Source organism: Pseudomonas sp. L-22-4S-12 (assembly GCF_009799935.1).
Taxonomy (GTDB): domain Bacteria; phylum Pseudomonadota; class Gammaproteobacteria; order Pseudomonadales; family Pseudomonadaceae; genus Aquipseudomonas.
Genome location: NZ_WELL01000003.1, coordinates 21,291 through 42,653 on the forward strand (window position 1 = coordinate 21,291; position 21,363 = coordinate 42,653).

Consider the following 21,363-nt stretch of genomic DNA (forward strand, 5'->3'; position numbering starts at 1 on the left):
CGGCCATAGCGGGTGAAAGCCCCGTACACTCATGAGGTTTACAACATGACTATTGGTGTAGTCGGTCGTAAGTGCGGCATGACCCGCATTTTCACCGAAGAAGGTGTCTCCATTCCGGTTACGGTCATTGAGATCGAGCCGAATCGCGTCACCCAGTTCAAAACTGAAGAAAGCGATGGCTATCGCGCTGTGCAGGTTACCGTTGGTGAGCGTCGTGCTTCCCGCGTAACCAAGGCTCAGGCTGGTCACTTTGCCAAGGCGAATGTCGCTGCTGGTCGTGGTGTCTGGGAATTCCGTCTTGCAGAAGGCGAGTACCAGGCTGGCGATCAGATCACCGCCGAGCTGTTCCAAGCTGGCCAGCTGGTGGATGTCACCGGTGAGTCCAAGGGTAAAGGCTTTGCCGGTACCATCAAGCGCTGGAACTTCCGCGGTCAAGACAATACCCACGGTAACTCCCTCTCGCACCGCGTCCCGGGCTCCATCGGCCAGTGCCAGACTCCTGGTCGTGTATTCAAGGGCAAAAAAATGTCCGGTCATCTGGGCGCTGAGCGCGTGACCGTGCAGTCCCTGGAAGTTGTGCGCGTCGACGCTGAACGCAATCTGCTGCTGGTCAAGGGTGCCGTTCCTGGCGCTACTGGCGGCGATCTGGTTGTGCGTCCGGCTGCCAAGGCTCGCGGTTAAGGGGAGATGCTGAGATGCAATTGAATGTAACTAACGCTCAGGCGATTGAAGTCTCCGACGCGACTTTCGGTAGCGAATACAACGAGACCCTGGTTCACCAGGCCGTTGTCGCCTACATGGCTGGCGGTCGCCAGGGCAGCAAGCAGCAGAAGACCCGTTCCGACGTGTCCGGCGGCGGCAAGCGTCCGTGGCGTCAGAAGGGCACCGGTCGTGCTCGTGCTGGTACCTCGCGTGGTCCGATCTGGCGTGGCGGTGGTGTGACCTTCGCTGCTCGTCCGCAGAACCATGACCAGAAGCTCAACAAGAAGATGTATCGTGCCGCTCTGCGCTCGATCCTCTCCGAGTTGGTGCGTGCTGATCGCCTGGTTGTCGTGGAAGACTTCGCTGTTGATGCACCGAAAACCAAGGTTCTCCTGAACAAGCTGAATGGCATGGGTCTGAACGACGTTCTGATCGTGTCCGATGCTGTTGATCAGAATCTGTACCTGGCTGCGCGCAACCTGCCGCACGTCGACGTACGTGACGTTCAAGGTTCCGATCCTGTCAGCCTGATCGCCTACGACAAGGTGCTGGTCACCGTGTCCGCCGTGAAGAAATTCGAGGAGCTGCTGGGATGAACCAGGAACGCGTATTCAAAGTGCTGGTTGGCCCGCATGTCTCCGAGAAAGCCACTGTGCTGGCGGACGGCAAGAGCCAATTCGTTTTCAAGGTTGCTACTGATGCAACCAAGCTGGAAATCAAGAAGGCCGTCGAAAGCCTGTTCAACGTGAAAGTTGCTGCTGTTAATACCGTGAACGTTCTCGGTAAAAGCAAGCGCACCGCTCGCGGCGTGGGCAAGCGTAACGACTGGAAGAAGGCGTACATCGCTCTTCAGCCGGGCCAGGACATCGATTTCGCCAGCAGTGCTGAGTAAGGTAGGGGTGCATCATGGCAATCGTTAAATGCAAACCGACTTCCGCTGGCCGCCGTTTCGTGGTCAAGGTGGTCAATCAGGAGCTGCACAAAGGCGCTCCTTATGCTCCGCTGCTCGAGAAGAAGTCGAAGACTGGCGGCCGTAACAACAACGGTCGTATCACCACTCGCCACATCGGTGGTGGTCACAAGCAGCACTATCGTCTGGTCGATTTCCGTCGTAACGACAAAGATGGCATCCCAGCCACTGTCGAGCGTATCGAATACGATCCGAACCGTACCGCACACATCGCTCTGCTGATGTATGCAGACGGTGAGCGTCGCTACATCATCGCGCCGAAAGGTGTGAGTGCTGGTGACCAGCTGATCGCTGGTGCCGCTGCTCCGATCAAGGCTGGCAACAGCATGTCGCTGCGCAGCATCCCGGTGGGTTCGACCGTTCACGGTATCGAACTGAAGCCAGGCAAAGGCGCTCAGATCGCGCGTTCCGCTGGTGCTTCGGCTCAGCTGGTTGCTCGTGAAGGTGCTTACGTCACCCTGCGTCTGCGCTCCGGCGAGATGCGCAAAGTACTGGCCGAATGCCGTGCGACCCTGGGCGAAGTCTCGAACTCCGAGCACAGCCTGCGTTCGCTGGGTAAAGCGGGTGCCAAGCGCTGGCGTGGTGTTCGTCCGACCGTTCGCGGCGTGGCGATGAACCCGGTAGACCACCCACATGGTGGTGGTGAAGGTCGTACCTCTGGTGGCCGTCATCCGGTGTCTCCATGGGGCTTCCCGACTAAGGGCGCGAAGACTCGTGGTAACAAGCGCACCGATAAAATGATCGTCCGTCGTCGCAAGTAACTAGAGGGATACGACAGTGCCGCGTTCTCTGAAAAAAGGTCCTTTTATCGATCTTCACCTACTGAAGAAGATCGAAGTGGCGGTGGAAAAGAATGATCGCAAGCCGGTTAAAACCTGGTCGCGCCGTTCCATGATCCTGCCGCAGATGGTCGGTCTGACCATTGCTGTACATAACGGTCGTCAGCATGTCCCGGTTCTCGTGAACGAAGACATGGTCGGCCACAAACTCGGCGAGTTCGCTGGTACCCGCACTTATCGTGGGCACGTGGCGGACAAGAAAGCCAAGCGTTAAGGGGTAAGGAAATGGAAGTAGCCGCTAAGTTGTCGGGCGCTCGCATCTCTGCCCAGAAAGCCCGCTTGGTCGCCGACCAGATCCGCGGGAAGAAGGTGGGCGAAGCGCTCAACCTCCTGGCTTTCAGCAGTAAGAAAGCCGCCGAGATCATGAAAAAAGTGCTGGAGTCGGCCGTAGCCAACGCCGAGCATAACGAAGGCGCTGACGTTGATGACCTGAAGGTCAGCACCGTCTTCGTCAACGAAGGGCGTTCGCTGAAGCGCATCATGCCGCGTGCCAAAGGCCGCGCTGATCGCATCGTCAAGCGGTCTTGCCATATCACTGTCAAGGTTGCGGACAAGTAACGGAGTCGATCAGATGGGTCAGAAAGTACATCCCACTGGCATTCGCCTGGGAATCGTCAAGGAGCACACCTCCGTTTGGTACGCAGACAAGCGTCAATACGCTGATTATCTGTTTGCCGACCTCAAGGTCCGTGAGTACCTCCAAGACAAACTAAAAAGCGCGTCCGTAAGCCGTATCGACATCGCTCGTCCGGCTCAGACTGCACGCATCACCATCCACACCGCTCGTCCCGGCATCGTGATCGGCAAGAAAGGTGAAGATGTTGAGAAGCTGCGTCAGGACCTGACCAAGCAAATGGGTGTGCCGGTGCACATCAACATCGAAGAGATCCGCAAGCCGGAACTCGACGGTCTGTTGGTAGCGCAGAGCGTTGCTCAGCAGCTGGAGCGTCGTGTGATGTTCCGCCGCGCCATGAAACGTGCCGTACAAAACGCCATGCGTATTGGTGCCAAGGGCATCAAGATCCAGGTAAGCGGTCGTCTTGGTGGTGCAGAAATCGCCCGTACCGAGTGGTATCGCGAAGGTCGTGTGCCTCTGCACACCCTGCGTGCCGATATCGATTACGCCACTTACGAAGCGCACACCACTTACGGTGTGATCGGCGTGAAGGTTTGGATCTTCAAAGGTGAGGTCATTGGTGGCCTCAAAGAAGAGCTGAAACCTCAAGCGCCCGCTCCTCGTAAAAAAGCTGCCAAGTAAGGAGTACGCAAAATGCTGCAACCCAAGCGTACAAAATTCCGCAAGCAGATGACTGGCCACAACCGTGGTCTGGCTCAGCGCGGTAGCAAAGTCAGCTTCGGCGAATTCGCCCTGAAAGCTGTTGCACGTGGCCGTCTGACTGCTCGTCAGATCGAGTCGGCTCGTCGTGCCCTGACTCGTCACGTTAAGCGTGGCGGTAAAATCTGGATCCGTGTGTTCCCGGACAAGCCTGTAACCAAAAAGCCCCTCGAAGTTCGTATGGGTAAAGGGAAGGGCGGCGTTGAGTACTGGGTGGCGCAGATCCAGCCGGGCAAGGTGCTGTACGAGATCGAAGGTGTTCCAGAAGAGCTGGCGCGTGAGGCTTTCGCCCTGGCTGCTGCAAAGCTGCCCCTCGCCACCTCCTTTGTTAAGCGGACGGTGATGTGATGAAAGCGAATGAACTTCGTGAAAAATCGGTTCAGCAGCTGAACGAGCAACTGCTCGGTCTGCTGCGCGACCAGTTCAATCTGCGCATGCAGAAGGCAACTGGTCAGTTGGGGCAGTCTCACCTGCTCTCGCAAGTGAAGCGCGACATTGCTCGCGTGAAGACTGTGCTCACCCAGCAGGCAGGTAAGTAATCATGGCTGAAGCTGAGAAAACCGTCCGCACGCTGACTGGCCGCGTCGTCAGCGACAAAATGGACAAGACCATTACCGTTCTGATCGAGCGTCGTGTTAAGCACCCGATCTACGGTAAATACGTGAAGCGTTCGACCAAGCTGCACGCCCACGACGAAACCAACCAGTGCCACATCGGCGACAAGGTCACCATCCGTGAGACCCGTCCGCTGGCCAAGACCAAGTCTTGGGCATTGGTCGAAGTCGTCGAACGTGCCGTGGAAGTCTAAGGACTAGGGGTCGGAGAAATTATATGATTCAGACTCAATCCATGCTCGAGGTCGCTGACAACAGCGGCGCTCGTCGCGTTATGTGCATCAAGGTCCTGGGTGGTTCGCACCGTCGTTACGCCGGTATTGGCGACATCATCAAGGTCACCGTGAAGGAAGCAATTCCGCGCGGTAAAGTGAAGAAAGGCCAGGTAATGACCGCTGTTGTGGTCCGTACCCGTCACGGCGTACGTCGTCCTGATGGCTCGATCATCCGCTTTGATGGCAACGCTGCTGTTCTGCTGAACAACAAGCAAGAGCCGATCGGCACCCGTATCTTCGGGCCAGTGACTCGTGAGCTTCGTTCTGAGAAGTTCATGAAGATCGTCTCGCTCGCCCCCGAAGTGCTGTAAGGAGAAGCCGTCATGCAAAAGATTCGTCGTGACGACGAGATCATCGTGATCGCCGGCAAAGACAAAGGTAAGCGTGGCAAGGTGCTCAAGGTTCTCGCTGACGACCGTCTGGTCGTTGGTGGGATCAACCTGGTGAAGCGCCACACCAAGCCGAACCCGATGCTGGGCGCCCAGGGCGGTATCGTCGAGAAAGAGGCGCCTCTGCACGTCTCTAACGTCGCCATTTTCAACGGTGAAACCAACAAGGCTGACCGCGTTGGTTTCAAAGTCGAAGACGGCAAAAAGATTCGTGTCTTCAAGTCCACCCAAAAGCCGGTTGGCGCTTGAGAATCATAGGTAGAACACCATGGCACGACTGAAAGAGATTTACCGGAAAGAAATCGCGCCCAAGCTGAAGGAAGAGCTGAAGCTGGGCAACGTGATGGAAGTTCCGCGCGTTACCAAGATCACCCTGAACATGGGTCTGGGCGAAGCGATCGGCGACAAGAAAGTCATCGAGCACGCTGTTGCCGACATGGAAAAGATCACCGGTCAGAAAGCCGTCGTGACCTACGCCCGCAAGTCGATTGCAGGCTTCAAGGTTCGTGAGGGTTGGCCGATCGGCGTCAAGGTGACCCTGCGTCGCGATCGTATGTATGAATTCCTGGATCGCCTGCTCGCGATCTCCCTGCCGCGCGTGCGTGACTTCCGCGGCCTGAATGCCAAGTCCTTCGACGGTCGTGGCAACTACAGCATGGGCGTCAAAGAGCAGATCATTTTCCCGGAAATCGATTACGACAAGATCGATGCGCTGCGTGGTCTGGACATCACCCTGACCACCACTGCCCGTACGGACGACGAAGGCCGCGCTCTGCTGCGTGCATTCAAGTTCCCGTTCCGCAACTGATTGGAGTTGGATCATGGCCAAAATGAGCATGAAAAACCGTGAGCTGAAGCGTCAGCAAACGGTAGCCAAGTACGCCAAAAAGCGTGCCGAGCTGAAAGCTGTCATCGCCAACCCGAACTCCACTCCGGAGCAGCGTTGGGAAGCCCAGGTCGCCCTGCAAAAGCAACCGCGTGACGCCAGCGCCAGCCGCCTGCGTAACCGTTGCCGCATCACCGGCCGTCCGCACGGCGTGTACCGCAAGTTCGGCCTCGGCCGTAACAAGCTGCGCGAAGCGGCGATGCGCGGTGATGTACCGGGTCTGGTCAAGGCCAGCTGGTAACAAAAGCGAAGCCGGCCTAGTGCCGGCTTTGTCTTTCTATGCATCAAGCCCCTTTTGGGGCTTGATTCATTTTTGATCGATCTCTAGAATGTCCGGCTCTCCTGAGCCTGGCTTTTAGTCGTCGGTTCAGGATGGTTCCAGCCGTAAGGCTGTTCTTTTTGTTTAGGAGCATCTAGCCCATGAGTATGCAGGACCCGTTAGCGGACATGCTAACTCGTATCCGTAATGCCCAGATGGCTGAAAAGTCCGTCGTAAGCATGCCGTCTTCCAAGCTGAAGGTGGCTGTAGCCAAAGTTCTGAAAGACGAAGGTTATATTGCGGGTTATCAGATCAGCAGCGACGTAAAACCGCAGCTGTCCATCGAGCTGAAGTACTTCGAGGGCCGTCCGGTCATTGAAGAAGTAAAGCGCGTCAGCCGCCCTGGTCTGCGTCAGTACAAGCCCGTCGACCAGCTGCCGAAAGTTCGCGGCGGTCTCGGTGTATCCATCGTCTCCACCAACAAAGGTGTGATGACGGATCGCGCTGCGCGCGCTGCCGGTGTCGGCGGCGAAGTGCTTTGCACTGTGTTCTAAGGGGGGATAAGCATGTCTCGCGTTGCTAAGAACCCCGTCAAGCTGCCGGCAGGTGTCGAGATCAGTCTCGCTGGCCAGCGGCTTTCGGTTAAGGGCGCCAAGGGCACCCTGGAGCTGAATGTACATTCGTCCGTGGAAGTGACCCAGGAAGCTGGTGAGCTGCGTTTTGCTGCGCGTAATGGCGATCAGCAGAATCGTGCCATGGCCGGTACCACTCGTGCGTTGGTCAACAACATGGTCATTGGCGTAAGCCAGGGCTTTGAGCGCAAGCTGCAACTGGTTGGTGTGGGTTACAAAGCCCAGGCTAAAGGCCAGGTGCTGAACCTTGCTCTTGGCTTCTCGCACCCGGTGGACTACGAACTGCCGGAAGGCATTACCGCTGAGACCCCGAGCCAGACCGATATCCTGATCAAGGGCATCGACAAGCAGAAGGTTGGTCAGGTGGCTGCCGAGATTCGCGACTTCCGTCCGCCAGAGCCTTACAAAGGCAAGGGTGTGCGTTACGCCGACGAAGTCGTCCGTCGTAAAGAAGCTAAGAAGAAGTAGGGCATAGCAAATGAGCGTAAAGAAAGAAACTCGTCTGCGTCGCGCTCGCAAGGCACGCCTGAAAATGCGCGAGCTGGAAACCGTACGCCTCTGCGTGTACCGCTCTTCCCAGCACATCTACGCCCAGGTCATTTCGGCCGACGGCGCCAAGGTCCTGGCTACCGCCTCGACTCTGGACAAAGAACTGCGTGACGGCGCCACTGGCAACGTCGACGCGGCCAAGAAGGTTGGCCAGCTGGTTGCCGAGCGTGCGAAAGCCGCTGGCGTTACCCAGGTTGCGTTCGATCGTTCTGGCTTCAAGTACCACGGCCGCGTGAAAGCGCTGGCTGATGCTGCTCGTGAAGGCGGGCTGGAGTTCTAAGTTATGGCAAATAACGAGCAAAAGCGCGATCGCGGTAACCGTGACGATGCCCAGAGCGATGGCTACACCGAGAAACTGGTGCAGGTTAATCGCGTTGCCAAGACCGTCAAAGGCGGCCGTATCTTCACTTTCACCGCGTTGACCGTGGTGGGTGATGGCAATGGTCGTGTTGGCTTCGGTCGTGGCAAGTCCCGCGAAGTGCCTGCTGCCATCCAGAAAGCGATGGAAGCTGCACGCCGCAACATGATTCAGGTCGACCTGAACGGCACCACCCTGCAATACCCGATGAAGGCAGTTCATGGCGCGTCCCACGTGTTCATGCAGCCGGCTTCCGAAGGTACCGGCATCATCGCTGGCGGCGCCATGCGTGCTGTGCTGGAAGTGGCGGGCGTGCAGAACGTTCTGGCCAAGTGCTACGGCTCGACTAACCCGGTGAACGTGGTTCATGCCACCTTCAAGGGTCTGAAGGCCATGCAGTCCCCTCAGTCCATTGCTGCCAAGCGCGGCAAGAGCGTTGAGGAGATCCGCTGATCATGGCTACTGTCAAAGTTACGCTGATCAAGAGCATGACCGGTCGTATCCCTAACCACAAACTGTGCGTTAAGGGTCTGGGTCTGCGTCGCATCGGTCACACTGTAGAAGTCCAGGATACTCCCGAGAATCGCGGGATGATCAATAAGGCTTACTACATGCTGCGCGTCGAGGGTTAATCGATGAAACTCAATGATCTGAGTCCTGCGCCGGGTTCCCGTCGCGAGAAGCATCGTCCGGGTCGTGGTATCGGTAGCGGTTTGGGCAAGACCGGTGGCCGCGGCCACAAGGGTCAGACCTCCCGCTCCGGTGGCACCATCGCTCCGGGTTTCGAGGGTGGTCAACAGCCGTTGCACCGTCGTCTGCCGAAGTTCGGCTTCGTTTCCCTGAAAGCCATGGACCGCGCCGAAGTGCGCACTTCCGAGCTGGCCAAGGTGGAAGGCGATGTCGTTACCGTGCAGTCGCTGAAGGATGCCAACCTGATTAACCAAAACGTACGGCGTGTGAAAGTCATGCTGTCCGGCGAGGTTACTCGTGCGGTTACCCTGAAAGGTATCGCCGCCACCAAAGGTGCGCGTGCGGCTATCGAAGCAGCTGGCGGCAAGTTCGAGGACTAAATGGCTAAGCAAGGTGCTCTCTCAGCGCTCAGCAATGGCGGGTTGTCCGAGCTGTGGGCTCGGCTGCGTTTCCTGTTCCTGGCGATCATCGTCTATCGGATCGGAGCGCATATTCCGGTGCCCGGAATCAACCCTGACCGGCTGGCCGAGCTGTTCCGGCAGAACGAGGGGACCATTCTTAGCCTGTTCAACATGTTTTCCGGCGGCGCGCTGGAGCGGATGAGCATCTTTGCACTGGGGATCATGCCGTACATTTCGGCATCGATCATCATGCAGCTGATGACCGTCGTCAGCCCGCAGCTGGAGCAGTTGAAGAAGGAAGGGGAAGCTGGCCGTCGCAAGATCAGCCAGTACACCCGCTACGGCACTTTGATCCTGGCTATCGTTCAGGCTGTCGGCATGTCCGTCGGCCTGGCGAGCCAGGGTGTAGCGTTTTCGACTGATTTCGGCTTCCACTTCGTGGCGGTGACGACCTTTGTGTCGGGTGCCATGTTCATGATGTGGCTGGGCGAGCAAATCACCGAGCGCGGTGTCGGCAACGGTATCTCGATGCTGATTTTTGCTGGCATCGTGGCCGGCTTGCCGTCGGCAATCGGGCAGTCTTTCGAGTCTGCCCGTCAGGGCGATATCAATATCTTCGCCCTGATTGCCATCGGTCTGCTGGCGGTAGCGATCATCGGTTTCGTGGTGTTCATTGAGCGTGGTCAGCGTCGCATTGCGGTGCACTACGCCAAGCGTCAGCAGGGCCGCAAGGTCTTCGCTGCGCAGACCAGCCACCTGCCCCTGAAGGTGAACATGGCGGGCGTGATCCCGGCCATTTTCGCCAGCAGTATCCTGCTGTTCCCGGCCTCGCTGGGTTCCTGGTTCGGTCAGTCCGAGGGTCTGGGCTGGCTGCAGGATATTTCGCAGGCGATCGCTCCCGGTCAGCCGTTGAACATTCTGCTGTTTAGTGCAGGGATCGTTTTCTTCTGCTTCTTCTATACGGCGCTGATGTTCAACCCGAAAGACGTAGCGGAAAACCTGAAGAAGTCCGGTGCCTTTATTCCGGGTATCCGTCCGGGTGAGCAATCTGCGCGCTATATCGATGGCGTGCTGACCCGCTTGACCATGTTCGGTGCTCTGTACATGACGGCTGTTTGCCTGCTGCCCCAGTTCCTGGTGGTTGCGGCGAATGTACCGTTCTACCTTGGCGGGACCTCGTTGCTGATCGTGGTCGTGGTTGTGATGGACTTTATGTCTCAAGTGCAATCTCACCTCGTTTCGCACCAGTACGAATCCCTGATGAAGAAAGCCAACCTGAAGGGTTATGGCGGCGGCATGCTCCGCTGACATCGCACCGTAAGGTTCTAGGAGTTACTGATGAAAGTTCGTGCATCGGTCAAGAAGCTGTGCCGCAACTGCAAGATCATTCGCCGCGAAGGTGTTGTTCGCGTGATCTGCAGCGCGGAGCCGCGTCACAAGCAGCGCCAAGGCTGAGTGTGATTTACGCGTAATGAGCCCGGCAGCTAGTGCGCTGCCGGGTTGATTCTTTGTTATTACAGCGCTAATATCGCGCGCCCTATTTCTTGGCTTCCAGGGCGTGGGTAGCTGTCAATTGGAGTTCCACTGAATGGCCCGTATTGCAGGCGTCAACATTCCGGATAACAAGCACACTGTTATCTCGCTGACCTACATCTACGGTGTTGGTCGCACCACTGCACAGAAAATCTGTGCAACCACCGGCGTCAACCCGGCGGCAAAGATCAAAGATCTCTCTGACGAGCAGATCGAGCAGCTGCGTGGCGAAGTCGCCAAGTTCACCACTGAAGGTGACCTGCGCCGCGAAATCAACATGAAAATCAAGCGTCTGATGGACCTGGGTTGCTACCGCGGCCTGCGCCATCGCCGCGGCCTTCCGGTCCGCGGTCAGCGCACCAAGACCAACGCGCGTACCCGCAAGGGCCCGCGTAAGCCGATCCGCAAGTAATTGCGCCCGCGAATCGACAGGAAATAAGTCATGGCTAAGCCTGCTGCTCGTACTCGTAAGAAAGTCAAAAAGACAGTGGTTGATGGGATCGCCCACATTCACGCGTCTTTCAACAACACCATCGTGACCATTACCGACCGTCAAGGTAACGCCCTGTCCTGGGCTACCTCCGGTGGTTCCGGTTTCCGCGGCTCCCGTAAGAGCACCCCGTTCGCTGCCCAGGTGGCTGCCGAGCGTGCTGGTCAAGCAGCCCTGGAATACGGCCTGAAAAACCTCGACGTCAACGTCAAGGGCCCAGGTCCTGGTCGCGAATCCGCTGTGCGTGCTCTGAACGCCTGCGGCTACAAAATCGCCAGCATCACCGACGTGACGCCAATCCCGCATAACGGGTGCCGTCCGCCGAAGAAGCGTCGCGTGTAATAGGAGACAGTGAAGAATGGCTCGTTACATTGGTCCCAAATGCAAACTGTCTCGTCGTGAAGGCACCGATCTCTTCCTGAAGAGTGGTGCGCGCGCGCTTGAATCGAAATGCAACATCGAATCGGCTCCTGGCCAGCACGGCGCTCGCCGTGGCCGTCAGTCCGACTACGGTACCCAGCTGCGTGAGAAGCAGAAAGTTCGCCGCATCTACGGTGTTCTGGAGCGTCAGTTCAGCAGCTACTACAAACTGGCTGCCAGCCGTAAGGGCGCTACCGGCGAAAACCTCCTGCAACTGCTGGAGTGCCGTCTGGATAACGTGATTTACCGTATGGGCTTTGGTGCTACCCGTGCCGAATCCCGTCAGCTGGTATCGCACAAGGCGATCACCGTGAACGGTTCGACCGTGAACGTCCCGTCCTACCAGGTCAAAGCTGGTGACGTCGTGGCAGTTCGCGAAAAGGCGAAGAACCAACTGCGCATCGTGCAAGCTCTCGAGCTGTGCGCACAACGCGGTCGCGTTGAGTGGGTAGAAGTGGATGCTGAGAAGAAGTCTGGCGTTTTCAAGAACGTCCCGGCTCGCAGCGACCTGTCTGCCGACATCAACGAAAGCCTGATTGTCGAGCTCTACTCCAAGTAAGGGCTAGAAAATAGGTGCATCCATGCAGATTTCGGTAAATGAGTTCCTGACCCCCCGCCACATCGATGTGCAGGTGGTCAGTTCGACCCGCGCCAAGATCACTCTCGAGCCTCTCGAGCGTGGCTTTGGCCACACCCTGGGCAACGCGCTGCGTCGCATCCTGTTGTCCTCCATGCCTGGCTGTGCAGTAGTCGAGGCCGAGATTGACGGTGTACTCCACGAGTACAGCGCCATCGAAGGTGTTCAGGAAGATGTCATTGAGATCCTCCTGAACCTCAAAGGCCTGGCTATCAAGCTGCACGGTCGTGACGAAGTCACCCTGACTCTGGCCAAGAAGGGCTCGGGTGTGGTCACTGCTGCCGATATTCAGCTGGATCACGATGTCGAGATCGTCAACGGCGATCACGTTATCGCCAACCTGGCGGACAACGGCGCTCTGAACATGAAGCTCACCGTACGTCGTGGCCGTGGCTACGAACCGGCTGATGCCCGTCAGAGCGATGAAGACGAGAGCCGTAGCATCGGCCGTCTGCAGCTGGACTCCTCGTTCAGCCCGGTCCGTCGCGTGGCCTACGTGGTCGAAAACGCCCGCGTCGAGCAGCGTACCAACCTGGATAAACTGGTCATTGACCTGGAAACCAACGGTACTCTGGATCCGGAAGAGGCTATCCGTCGTGCCGCGACCATCCTGCAGCAGCAGCTGGCCGCGTTCGTCGACCTCAAAGGTGACAGCGAGCCGGTCGTGGTTGAGCAGGAAGACGAGATCGATCCGATCCTGCTGCGTCCGGTTGACGACCTTGAACTGACCGTTCGTTCGGCCAACTGCCTCAAGGCGGAGAACATTTACTACATCGGCGACCTGATCCAGCGTACCGAAGTAGAACTGTTGAAGACTCCGAACCTGGGCAAGAAGTCGCTGACCGAGATTAAGGACGTTCTGGCCTCCCGTGGCCTGTCCCTCGGCATGCGTCTCGACAACTGGCCGCCGGCAAGCCTGAAAAAAGACGATAAGGCGACTGCCTGATCGTCACGATCACCGAACTTGAAGTTTGGTAAGGAATTTAACCATGCGTCATCGTAAAAGTGGCCGTCACCTCAGCCGCACCAGCGCCCACCGCAAGGCCATGTTCCAGAACATGGCGGTTTCGCTGTTCGAGCACGAGCTGATCAAAACTACTCTGCCGAAAGCCAAAGAACTGCGCCGCGTTGCCGAGCCGCTGATCACTCTGGCTAAAGAAGACAGCGTTGCCAACCGTCGTCTGGCCTTCGACCGTACTCGTTCGAAAGCCATCGTCGGCAAACTGTTCAACGATCTGGGCAAGCGCTACGCCACCCGTCAGGGCGGTTACCTGCGTATCCTCAAGTGCGGTTTCCGCGCTGGCGACAATGCTCCGATGGCTTATGTTGAGCTGGTCGACCGTCCGGTCGGCGGCGCAGCAGTAGACGCCGAGTAAGACTTAACCGTCTGCGAAGAACCGGGCCTAGCGCCCGGTTTTTTGTGTCTGCAGAAAAGGCGTGCGCAGGTGTGGGCTCGCTCGCAGCCGCTCTTGCGAGCGCCTGCGCTAAGCTCGGATAGCACACGCAGCAAAAGGCCGGGCATTGCCCGGCCTTTTGTTGTGCGGCTGGTTTAGCCCCGATCACGCTCCAACAGCGGCTTGAGGAAGTGCCCGGTGTGCGACTGTGGCATCTCGGCGACTTCTTCCGGAGTGCCGGTGGCGATGATCATGCCGCCCTTGGAGCCGCCCTCGGGGCCGAGGTCGACCAGCCAGTCGGCGGTCTTGATCACGTCCAGGTTGTGCTCGATCACCACCACGGTGTTGCCGTGGTCGCGCAGGCGATGCAGCACGTCGAGCAGTTGCTGGATATCGGCGAAGTGCAGGCCGGTGGTCGGTTCGTCGAGGATGTACAGGGTCTTGCCGGTGTCGCGCTTGGACAACTCGCGGCTCAGCTTGACCCGCTGCGCCTCGCCGCCGGACAGGGTGGTTGCCGACTGACCGAGCTTGATGTAGGACAGGCCGACATCCATCAGGGTCTGCAGCTTGCGCGCCAGCGCCGGCACAGCGTCGAAGAACTCGCGGGCCTCCTCGATGGTCATCTCCAGCACCTCGTGGATGCTCTTGCTCTTGTACTTGATCTCCAGGGTTTCGCGGTTGTAGCGCTTGCTCTTGCACACGTCGCACGGCACGTAGATGTCCGGCAGGAAGTGCATCTCCACCTTGATCAGGCCGTCGCCCTGGCAGGCTTCGCAGCGTCCGCCCTTGACGTTGAAGGAGAAGCGCCCGGCGCCGTAGCCGCGCGAGCGCGACTCCGGTACGCCGGCGAACAGCTCGCGAATGGGGGTGAACAGGCCGGTGTAGGTCGCCGGGTTGGAGCGCGGCGTGCGGCCGATCGGGCTCTGGTCGATGTCGACCACCTTGTCCAGGTGCTGCAGGCCGTCGATGCTGTCGTGGGCGGCGGCTTCCAGGGTGGTGGCGCCATTCAGCGCGGTGGCCGCCAGCGGGAACAGGGTGTTGTTGATCAGCGTCGACTTGCCCGAACCGGACACGCCGGTGACGCAGGTGAGCAGGCCGAGCGGGATCTCCAGGTCGACGTTGCGCAGGTTGTTGCCGCGCGCGCCCTTGATCTTCAGCGCCAGCTTCTTGTTGCGCGGGGTACGGCTTGCCGGATAACGGATCTTCTCGCGGCCGGACAGGTACTTGCCGGTCAGCGAGTCGGGGTGAGCCATGACTTCGGCTGCCGTACCTTCGGCGACGACGCGCCCGCCGTGCACGCCGGCGCCCGGGCCGATATCCACCACGTAGTCGGCCAGGCGGATGGCGTCCTCGTCGTGCTCGACGACTATCACCGTGTTGCCGATGTCGCGCAGGTGCTTGAGGGTGCCGAGCAGGCGCTCGTTGTCGCGCTGGTGCAGGCCGATACTCGGCTCGTCGAGGATATACATGACGCCGACCAGGCCAGCGCCGATCTGGCTGGCCAGGCGGATGCGCTGGGCCTCGCCGCCGGACAGGGTGTCGGCGCTGCGGTCCAGGGTCAGGTAGTCGAGGCCGACGTTGACCAGGAACTGCAGGCGCTCGCGGATTTCCTTGAGGATCTTGTCGGCGATCTCGCCACGCCGGCCGGTCAGCGTCAGGCTGCCGAAGTAGTCGGCGGCATCACCGATCGGCAGGCCGGTGACGGCGGGCAGGGTGCGCTCGCCGACCCATACGTGGCGGGCTTCGCGGCGCAGGCGGGTGCCGCGGCAATCCTGGCAGGCCTGGGTGCTGAGGAACTTGGCCAGCTCCTCGCGCACGGTGGTCGACTCGGTCTCGCGGTAGCGGCGTTCCAGGTTCGGCACGATGCCTTCGAAGGGGTGCGCGCGCTTGACGATGTCGCCGCGGTCGTTGAGGTAGCGGAACTCGACGTTGTCCTTGCCGCTGCCGTGCAGGATGGCCTGGCGGTCTTCCTGGCTGAGTTCCTCGAACGGCACCTCCAGGCTGAAGCCGTAGTGCGCGGCCAGCGAGCCGAGCATCTGGAAGTAGTAGACGTTGCGCCGGTCCCAGCCGCGGATCGCCCCTTCGGCCAGGGTCAGCTCGCCATTGACCAGGCGGCGGGTGTCGAAGAACTGCTTCACGCCCAGGCCGTCGCAGGTCGGGCAGGCGCCGGCCGGGTTGTTGAAGGAAAACAGCTTGGGTTCCAGTTCGCTGATCGAATGGCCGCAGACCGGGCAGGCGAAGCGCGCGGAGAAGATGATTTCCTCGCCCAACTCGTCATCCATCGGCGCCACCAGGGCCAGGCCGTCGGCCAGTTTCAGTGCGGTCTCGAACGACTCGGCCAGGCGCTGCTGCAGGTCCTCGCGCACCTTGAAGCGGTCGACCACCACGTCGATGGAGTGCTTCTTCTGCTTGTCCAGCTTGGGCAGTTCATCCAGCTCATACAGCTTGCCGTTGACCCGCGCGCGGACGAAGCCCTGGGCGCGCAGTTCCTCGAACACCGACAGGTGCTCGCCCTTGCGCTCGCGGATCACCGGGGCCAGCAGCATCAGCTTGCTGCCTTCGGGCAGGGCCAGCACCTGGTCGACCATCTGGCTGACGGTCTGCGCTTCCAGTGGCAGGTCGTGGTCCGGGCAGCGCGGAATACCGACGCGGGCGTAGAGCAGGCGCAGGTAGTCGTAGATCTCGGTGATGGTGCCGACGGTGGAACGCGGGTTGTGCGAGGTGGACTTCTGTTCGATGGAGATCGCCGGCGACAGGCCTTCGATGGTATCGACGTCGGGCTTTTCCATCATCGACAGGAACTGCCGGGCGTAGGCCGACAGCGACTCGACGTAGCGGCGCTGGCCCTCGGCGTAGAGGGTGTCGAAGGCCAGCGACGACTTGCCGGAGCCGGACAGGCCGGTGATCACGATCAGCTTGTCGCGCGGCAGGGTCAGGTCGATGTTTTTCAGGTTATGGGTACGTGCCCCACGAATCAGAATCTTATCCACGAACAGCAGCCTCGTTTGGCGCCTGGAAACCGCCAAGTATACGGCTGCGCGCCGGTGAGCGGCAAAGCGTCACGCCTGTGCCGCACGGGCTGTGGCTGCTAGAATCGCCGCCTCGTTTTCATGGGGTTTATCGATGCACGATCCGCACAGCGAGCGCATGAGCGCCGGCGAGACCCGCGCGGCTAGCGGCCTGGCCCTGGTGTTCGCCTTCCGCATGCTGGGCATGTTCATGGTGTTGCCGGTGCTGGCCACCTACGGCATGGACCTGGCCGGTGCCACGCCGTTGCTGATCGGCCTGGCCATCGGTGCCTACGGCCTGACCCAGGCACTGCTGCAGATTCCCTTCGGCATCCTCTCCGACCGCATCGGCCGTTTGCCGGTGATCTACGTCGGCCTGCTGATCTTCGCCGTCGGCGCGGCCCTGGCGGCCACCGCCGATTCCATCTGGGGAGTGATTGCCGGCCGCGTGCTGCAGGGCGCCGGGGCGATTTCCGCGGCGGTGATGGCGCTGCTCTCCGACCTCACCCGCGAACAGCACCGCACCAAGGCCATGGCCATGATCGGCATGAGCATCGGCCTGTCGTTCGCCGTGGCCATGGTCACCGGCCCGCTGCTGACCCGCGCCTATGGCCTGTCCGGGCTGTTCTGGGTCACTTCCGGCATGGCCCTGCTGGGCATCCTGATCGTCGCCGGCATGGTCCCGCGTGCTTCCAGCACCCTGCAGCACCGCGAGTCCGGAGTGGCCAGGCAGGCGCTGTGGCCGACCCTGCGCAATCCCGACCTGCTGCGCCTGGACCTGGGCATCTTCGTCCTCCACGCCATCCTCATGGCCAGCTTCATCGCCCTGCCGCTGGCGCTGGTGGAGCAGGGCGGGCTGGCCAAGGAAGAGCACTGGTGGGTCTACCTCAGTGCGCTGCTGATCGGCTTCTTCGGCATGGTGCCGTTCATCATCTACGCCGAGAAGAAACGCCAGATGAAGCGCGTGCTGACCGGCGCGGTGCTGGTGTTGCTGCTCTGCGAGCTGTTCTTCTGGCTGTGCGGCAGCAGCCTGCGCCTGCTGGTGGTGGGCATCGTCCTGTTCTTCACCGCGTTCAACCTGCTGGAGGCTTCGCTGCCGTCGCTGATCAGCAAGGTCTCGCCGGCCGGCGGCAAGGGCACGGCGATGGGCGTGTACTCCACCAGCCAGTTCCTCGGCGCGGCGCTGGGCGGCATCCTCGGCGGCTGGCTGTACCAGTTCGGCGGCCTCGGCGCCGTGTTCGTCGGATGTGCGCTGCTGGCTCTTTTCTGGGTTTTTATAGCTGCTACTATGCGCGAGCCGCCTTACGTGACCAGTCTGCGCCGGCCGCTGAGTAGTGCGGCCCTGGCCGATAGCGGACTGGTGGGGCGCCTGCTGGCCATCCCCGGCGTCAGTGACGCCGTGGTTGTCGCCGAGGAAGCGGCCCTGTACATCAAAGTGGACACCCAACAATTGGATCGTGCGTTGCTCGAGCGGGAGCTCGAAGAGGCGCCGGTTACGCATTCAGCTTAGGAGAACGAAATGGCCCGTGGGGTAAACAAAGTCATTCTGATCGGTAACGTCGGCGGCGACCCGGAAACCCGTTATCTGCCCAATGGCAACGCGGTGACCAATATCACCCTGGCCACCACCGACAGCTGGAAGGACAAGCAGACCGGCCAGCAGCAGGAGCGTACCGAATGGCACCGCGTGGTGTTCTTCGGCAAGCTGGCGGAAATCGCCGGCGAATACCTGCGCAAGGGCGGCCAGTGCTACATCGAAGGTCGCCTGCAGACCCGCGAGTGGGAAAAGGACGGCGTCAAGCGCTACACCACCGAGATCGTGGTCGACATGAACGGCACCCTGCAGCTGCTCGGCGGCCGCGGCGGCAACAGCGAAGGTGGCGGTGAATACGCCCCGCGTCAGCAGCAGTCGCGTCCGGCGCAGCAGCAGTCCGCCCCGCAGCAGCGCCCGGCGCCGCAGCCGGCCGCGCAGCAGCAACCGGCAGCGGACTACGACAGCTTCGACGACGACATTCCGTTTTAGTCGAGCCGCTCGCTAGCACCCAGGAAAAGCCCGCTTGATTGCGGGCTTTTCGTTTCTGGGGTGCGACGCTGTGTCCCCGTGCGCAGTGCGGTCATCCGGCTAGAATGCGTCGACCTATAAGGATGTCGACCCTGAACCCACTCAGCCGCAGTTTCCGCGATTGGCTCTACGCCTTTGCCCTGGTGGGCATGCTGCTGCGCGTGAGCATGCCGCTGTGGGCCATGCCGCTGATGAGTGCCGATGGCTTCATGCTGCTGTGTACTTCGCACGGCGTGCAGTGGCAGCTCAGCGAACAGGACGACGGCAGTCCCGCCAGCCAGCAACTGCCCTGCCTGCAGTGCGGCGCGCACCTGGCCGGGGTGCAGTCCTTCCCCTTCAGTCCGCCGCCGCCCGCGGTGGCGCCGGCGCCGCTGCGTCCGCGCTTCGCCGAGCTGCTGGCGCTCAGCCCGCCGTTCCTGGTCGCGCCGCCCAACCGCGCGCCGCCGCGCGTTTCCTGATCCCAGCCGATCCGCGCCCCCCGTTGCGGGGCGTCCCGCTGTCTTTGCATTCAGGAAACATCATGACTGTCCGTCGCTCCTCGTCGGCCGCTGCCGGCCGTTATTCTCCGTTCGCCCTCGATCCGCAACGCCTGCGCTGGCAACGTGCCTTCGCCCTGTGCAGTGGCCTGGCCCTGGCTACGCCGCTGCTGGCGGCCGAGCCACAAGCGCCGGCTGCGCCCCTGCAGCTGGCCGAGCTCGAGCCCACCGTGATCACCGCCGTGCAGCAGAGCTCGCCGCTCACGGTGATCGCCAACCCCAAGGATGCGCGCCAGCCGGTGCCGGCCAGCGATGCCACCGATTACCTGAAGACCATCCCCGGCTTTTCCGCGATCCGCAGCGGCGGCACCAATGGCGACCCGGTGCTGCGCGGCATGTTCGGCTCGCGGATCAACCTGCGCAGCAACGGCGGCCTGATGCTCGGCGCCTGCCCGGGGCGCATGGACGCGCCGAGCTCGTATATCTCCCCGGAGACCTACGACCGCCTGACCGTGATCAAGGGCCCGCAGACCGTGCTCTGGGGCCCCGGTGCCTCGGCCGGCACGGTGCTGTTCGAGCGCGAGCCGGAGCGCTTCGGCGAACTGGGCAGCCGCCTGCATGCCAGCCTGCTCGGCGGCTCCAACGGCCGCTTCGACCGGGTGCTGGATGGCGCCGTCGGCGGTGAACAGGGTTACCTGCGCTTCGTCGGCAACCAGGCGCAGGCCGACGACTACCAAGATGGCGACGGCGACACGGTGCCGTCGCGCTGGAGCAAGTGGAACGGCGACATCGCCCTCGGCTGGACGCCGGATGCCGATACCCTGGTCGAGCTCAGCGCCGGCAAGGGCGACGGCGAGGCGCGCTACGCCGGGAGGAGCATGGATGGTGCGCAGTTCGCCCGCGAAAGCCTCGCCCTGCGGGTCGAGAAGAGCAACCTGGGTGGCACCCTGGACAAGCTGGAGGCGCAGCTCTACTACAACTATGCCGACCACGTGATGGACAACTTCAGCCTGCGCCAGCCCGACCCGAGCAGCATGATGCCCATGCCGATGGCCTCCCAGGTCGACCGCCGCACCACCGGCGGGCGCCTGGCCGCCACCTGGCTGTGGAGCGAGGTGGAGCTGGTCGCCGGGGTCGATGCCCTGCGCAGCGAGCACCGGGCCCGCGCCTCCCGTTACCGCATGGCGATGATGGGCCAGCCGGCGCTGTACACCGATGCCAACCAGTTCCCCTGGAACAAGGACTCGGTGATGCACAACTACGGCGCCTTCGGCGAGCTGACCTGGCACGCCGCCGAGCGCAGCCGGGTGGTCGCCGGCGCGCGCCTGGACCACGCCGATGCCACGGACTACCGGCAGACCGTCACGCACATGAGCGTGACGCGGGCCAACCCGACCGCCGGCGACCGCCGCAGCGACACCCTGCCCAGTGGCTTCGCCCGCTACGAGTACGACCTGGCCGATTCGCCGACCACCCTCTACGCCGGTCTCGGCCATGTGCAGCGCTTTCCCGACTACTGGGAGCTGTACTCGCCCAAGCGCGCGCCGGACGGCGAGGTCAATGCCTTCGACGGCATCGCCCCGGAGAAGACCACCCAGCTCGACTTCGGCCTGCAGTACGCCGGCGCAGACCTGCAGGCCTGGGCCTCCGGCTATGTCGGCCAGGTGCGCGACTACATCCTGTTCAGCTACAGCCGCAACATGATGGGCAGCCTGGTGTCCCAGGCCGACAACATCGATGCGCGCATCCTCGGCGGCGAACTGGGCGTGGCCTACGACCTGAGCGACAACTGGAACACCGATGCCACCCTGGCCTACGCCTGGGGCAAGAACAGCACGGACGACGCGGCGCTGCCGCAGATGCCGCCGCTGGAGGCGCGTCTGGGCCTGAACTACCAGCGTGACGACTGGAGTGCCGGTGCCCTGTGGCGCGTGGTGGCGGCGCAGAACCGGGTGGACGAGGGCAAGGGCAACGTGGTCGGCCAGGACTTCGGCAACAGCGCCGGCTTCGCCGTGTTCTCCCTCAACGGCGCCTATCGGGTCAGCGAGCACCTCAAGCTCAGCGCCGGCGTCGACAACCTGTTCGACAAGGACTACGCCGAACACCTCAACCGCGCCGGCGATGCCGGTTTCGGCTACCCGGCCGAGCCCGTGGCGATCGACGAGCCGGGGCGGACCCTGTGGACCAAGGTGGACCTGCGCTTCTGAGAACCTGTTTACGATCTGCTGCGCGTCGGCCATACCGCGTTAAAACTGGCCTCGGGATGCTCATTTACAGTTCGTAAACTCCGCTCCCTCGGCCGTTTGACCAGCCGAAGGCTGTTACTAACGTAGCGCCTTGTCTGGCTCTAGCTCGCGAGATCGTAAACAGGTTCTGAGTCAGGCCTGGCCACGTCCGCCCGTTCGCGGGCGTGGTCATTGTTGACGCCCATCAAGGACAGCCG

The 21,363-nt window shown here is 61.2% G+C and carries 32 protein-coding genes; 31 read left to right on the plus strand and 1 reads right to left on the minus strand.

All coding sequences use genetic code 11. From position 1 onward, the window contains the following. Window positions 1–45 precede the first annotated feature (45 nt). The 27 genes from rplC to rplQ all read left to right on the plus strand — a co-directional run bounded on the left by rplC (window position 46) and on the right by rplQ (window position 13,356). The gene (gene rplC, locus F3I16_RS09285) at window positions 46–681 is read left to right on the plus strand and encodes a 50S ribosomal protein L3 (RefSeq protein WP_160082946.1); all 636 of its coding nucleotides are present in this window, start codon (window positions 46–48) and stop codon (window positions 679–681) included. A 14-nt stretch (window positions 682–695) separates the two neighbouring features. Continuing rightward, complete coding sequence (gene rplD / locus F3I16_RS09290) at window positions 696–1,298, plus strand: 50S ribosomal protein L4 (protein ID WP_160082944.1); 603 nt, start codon at window positions 696–698, stop codon at window positions 1,296–1,298. Then, window positions 1,295–1,594: a 50S ribosomal protein L23 gene (gene rplW / locus F3I16_RS09295; protein ID WP_160082942.1), complete on the plus strand. Its 300-nt coding sequence runs from the start codon at window positions 1,295–1,297 to the stop codon at window positions 1,592–1,594. The genes rplD and rplW overlap by 4 nt, the downstream gene beginning before the upstream one ends. A gap of 14 nt (window positions 1,595–1,608) precedes the next feature. After that, complete coding sequence (rplB, locus tag F3I16_RS09300) at window positions 1,609–2,433, plus strand: 50S ribosomal protein L2 (protein WP_160082940.1); 825 nt, start codon at window positions 1,609–1,611, stop codon at window positions 2,431–2,433. Between the two features lie 16 nt (window positions 2,434–2,449). Continuing rightward, window positions 2,450–2,725, plus strand: a complete 276-nt coding sequence (rpsS, locus tag F3I16_RS09305) for a 30S ribosomal protein S19 (protein WP_010486981.1) — start codon at window positions 2,450–2,452, stop codon at window positions 2,723–2,725. Between the two features lie 11 nt (window positions 2,726–2,736). After that, window positions 2,737–3,069: a 50S ribosomal protein L22 gene (rplV, locus tag F3I16_RS09310; protein ID WP_003103908.1), complete on the plus strand. Its 333-nt coding sequence runs from the start codon at window positions 2,737–2,739 to the stop codon at window positions 3,067–3,069. Between the two features lie 13 nt (window positions 3,070–3,082). Further along, window positions 3,083–3,769 carry a 30S ribosomal protein S3 gene (gene rpsC / locus F3I16_RS09315; protein ID WP_160082938.1) on the plus strand — a complete coding sequence of 229 codons (687 nt, stop codon included), beginning with the start codon at window positions 3,083–3,085 and terminating at the stop codon, window positions 3,767–3,769. Window positions 3,770–3,781: 12 nt separating this feature from the next. Further along, window positions 3,782–4,195 (plus strand): 50S ribosomal protein L16, encoded by a 414-nt coding sequence (gene rplP / locus F3I16_RS09320; RefSeq protein WP_160082936.1) that lies wholly within the window; start codon window positions 3,782–3,784, stop codon window positions 4,193–4,195. Next, window positions 4,195–4,386: a 50S ribosomal protein L29 gene (gene rpmC, locus F3I16_RS09325; protein WP_160082934.1), complete on the plus strand. Its 192-nt coding sequence runs from the start codon at window positions 4,195–4,197 to the stop codon at window positions 4,384–4,386. Before rplP ends, rpmC begins: the two co-directional genes overlap by 1 nt. Before the next feature lie 2 nt (window positions 4,387–4,388). Beyond that, complete coding sequence (rpsQ, locus tag F3I16_RS09330) at window positions 4,389–4,655, plus strand: 30S ribosomal protein S17 (RefSeq protein ID WP_160082932.1); 267 nt, start codon at window positions 4,389–4,391, stop codon at window positions 4,653–4,655. 23 nt (window positions 4,656–4,678) lie between these two features. Then, window positions 4,679–5,047, plus strand: a complete 369-nt coding sequence (gene rplN / locus F3I16_RS09335) for a 50S ribosomal protein L14 (RefSeq protein ID WP_160082930.1) — start codon at window positions 4,679–4,681, stop codon at window positions 5,045–5,047. A 12-nt stretch (window positions 5,048–5,059) separates the two neighbouring features. After that, window positions 5,060–5,374, plus strand: a complete 315-nt coding sequence (rplX, locus tag F3I16_RS09340) for a 50S ribosomal protein L24 (RefSeq protein ID WP_160082928.1) — start codon at window positions 5,060–5,062, stop codon at window positions 5,372–5,374. A gap of 19 nt (window positions 5,375–5,393) precedes the next feature. Then, window positions 5,394–5,933, plus strand: coding sequence for a 50S ribosomal protein L5 (rplE, locus tag F3I16_RS09345; protein ID WP_160082926.1), 540 nt, complete (start codon window positions 5,394–5,396; stop codon window positions 5,931–5,933). Window positions 5,934–5,946: 13 nt separating this feature from the next. After that, window positions 5,947–6,252, plus strand: a complete 306-nt coding sequence (rpsN, locus tag F3I16_RS09350) for a 30S ribosomal protein S14 (protein ID WP_160082924.1) — start codon at window positions 5,947–5,949, stop codon at window positions 6,250–6,252. A gap of 179 nt (window positions 6,253–6,431) precedes the next feature. Beyond that, the gene (gene rpsH / locus F3I16_RS09355) at window positions 6,432–6,824 is read left to right on the plus strand and encodes a 30S ribosomal protein S8 (protein ID WP_160082922.1); all 393 of its coding nucleotides are present in this window, start codon (window positions 6,432–6,434) and stop codon (window positions 6,822–6,824) included. 12 nt (window positions 6,825–6,836) lie between these two features. After that, window positions 6,837–7,370 carry a 50S ribosomal protein L6 gene (rplF, locus tag F3I16_RS09360; protein ID WP_160082920.1) on the plus strand — a complete coding sequence of 178 codons (534 nt, stop codon included), beginning with the start codon at window positions 6,837–6,839 and terminating at the stop codon, window positions 7,368–7,370. A 10-nt stretch (window positions 7,371–7,380) separates the two neighbouring features. Further along, a complete protein-coding gene (gene rplR / locus F3I16_RS09365) occupies window positions 7,381–7,731 on the plus strand; it encodes a 50S ribosomal protein L18 (RefSeq protein ID WP_021219603.1) in 351 nt (116 codons plus the stop codon). A gap of 3 nt (window positions 7,732–7,734) precedes the next feature. Beyond that, window positions 7,735–8,262, plus strand: a complete 528-nt coding sequence (gene rpsE / locus F3I16_RS09370) for a 30S ribosomal protein S5 (RefSeq protein ID WP_160082918.1) — start codon at window positions 7,735–7,737, stop codon at window positions 8,260–8,262. Window positions 8,263–8,264: 2 nt separating this feature from the next. Continuing rightward, window positions 8,265–8,441 carry a 50S ribosomal protein L30 gene (gene rpmD, locus F3I16_RS09375; RefSeq protein ID WP_003176408.1) on the plus strand — a complete coding sequence of 59 codons (177 nt, stop codon included), beginning with the start codon at window positions 8,265–8,267 and terminating at the stop codon, window positions 8,439–8,441. 3 nt (window positions 8,442–8,444) lie between these two features. Further along, entirely contained in the window at window positions 8,445–8,879 is a 435-nt protein-coding gene (rplO, locus tag F3I16_RS09380; RefSeq protein ID WP_160082916.1) for a 50S ribosomal protein L15, read from the plus strand. Then, window positions 8,880–10,208: a preprotein translocase subunit SecY gene (gene secY / locus F3I16_RS09385; RefSeq protein WP_160082914.1), complete on the plus strand. Its 1,329-nt coding sequence runs from the start codon at window positions 8,880–8,882 to the stop codon at window positions 10,206–10,208. Window positions 10,209–10,238: 30 nt separating this feature from the next. After that, entirely contained in the window at window positions 10,239–10,355 is a 117-nt protein-coding gene (gene rpmJ / locus F3I16_RS09390; protein ID WP_002555468.1) for a 50S ribosomal protein L36, read from the plus strand. 133 nt (window positions 10,356–10,488) lie between these two features. After that, window positions 10,489–10,845, plus strand: a complete 357-nt coding sequence (gene rpsM, locus F3I16_RS09395; RefSeq protein WP_004883692.1) for a 30S ribosomal protein S13 — start codon at window positions 10,489–10,491, stop codon at window positions 10,843–10,845. A gap of 30 nt (window positions 10,846–10,875) precedes the next feature. Then, the gene (gene rpsK / locus F3I16_RS09400; RefSeq protein WP_021702690.1) at window positions 10,876–11,265 is read left to right on the plus strand and encodes a 30S ribosomal protein S11; all 390 of its coding nucleotides are present in this window, start codon (window positions 10,876–10,878) and stop codon (window positions 11,263–11,265) included. Window positions 11,266–11,281: 16 nt separating this feature from the next. Further along, window positions 11,282–11,902 (plus strand): 30S ribosomal protein S4, encoded by a 621-nt coding sequence (gene rpsD / locus F3I16_RS09405; RefSeq protein WP_160082912.1) that lies wholly within the window; start codon window positions 11,282–11,284, stop codon window positions 11,900–11,902. A gap of 22 nt (window positions 11,903–11,924) precedes the next feature. Next, the gene (gene rpoA, locus F3I16_RS09410) at window positions 11,925–12,926 is read left to right on the plus strand and encodes a DNA-directed RNA polymerase subunit alpha (RefSeq protein ID WP_160082902.1); all 1,002 of its coding nucleotides are present in this window, start codon (window positions 11,925–11,927) and stop codon (window positions 12,924–12,926) included. Window positions 12,927–12,969: 43 nt separating this feature from the next. Then, complete coding sequence (gene rplQ, locus F3I16_RS09415; RefSeq protein WP_160082900.1) at window positions 12,970–13,356, plus strand: 50S ribosomal protein L17; 387 nt, start codon at window positions 12,970–12,972, stop codon at window positions 13,354–13,356. A 173-nt stretch (window positions 13,357–13,529) separates the two neighbouring features. Here the strand turns inward: rplQ and uvrA are convergent, their stop codons facing one another. Then, entirely contained in the window at window positions 13,530–16,364 is a 2,835-nt protein-coding gene (gene uvrA, locus F3I16_RS09420) for an excinuclease ABC subunit UvrA (protein ID WP_160493423.1), read from the minus strand. A gap of 133 nt (window positions 16,365–16,497) precedes the next feature. Between uvrA and F3I16_RS09425 the strand changes: the two genes are divergently transcribed. From F3I16_RS09425 to F3I16_RS09440, 4 genes are all read left to right on the plus strand, one after another. Beyond that, window positions 16,498–17,892: an MFS transporter gene (locus F3I16_RS09425; RefSeq protein ID WP_160493424.1), complete on the plus strand. Its 1,395-nt coding sequence runs from the start codon at window positions 16,498–16,500 to the stop codon at window positions 17,890–17,892. 9 nt (window positions 17,893–17,901) lie between these two features. Then, window positions 17,902–18,405 carry a single-stranded DNA-binding protein gene (ssb, locus tag F3I16_RS09430; RefSeq protein ID WP_160493425.1) on the plus strand — a complete coding sequence of 168 codons (504 nt, stop codon included), beginning with the start codon at window positions 17,902–17,904 and terminating at the stop codon, window positions 18,403–18,405. Window positions 18,406–18,527: 122 nt separating this feature from the next. Further along, a complete protein-coding gene (locus tag F3I16_RS09435; protein WP_160493426.1) occupies window positions 18,528–18,902 on the plus strand; it encodes a hypothetical protein in 375 nt (124 codons plus the stop codon). A gap of 62 nt (window positions 18,903–18,964) precedes the next feature. After that, window positions 18,965–21,127, plus strand: a complete 2,163-nt coding sequence (locus F3I16_RS09440) for a TonB-dependent copper receptor (protein WP_160493427.1) — start codon at window positions 18,965–18,967, stop codon at window positions 21,125–21,127. The last annotated feature ends 236 nt before the right edge of the window (window positions 21,128–21,363 follow it).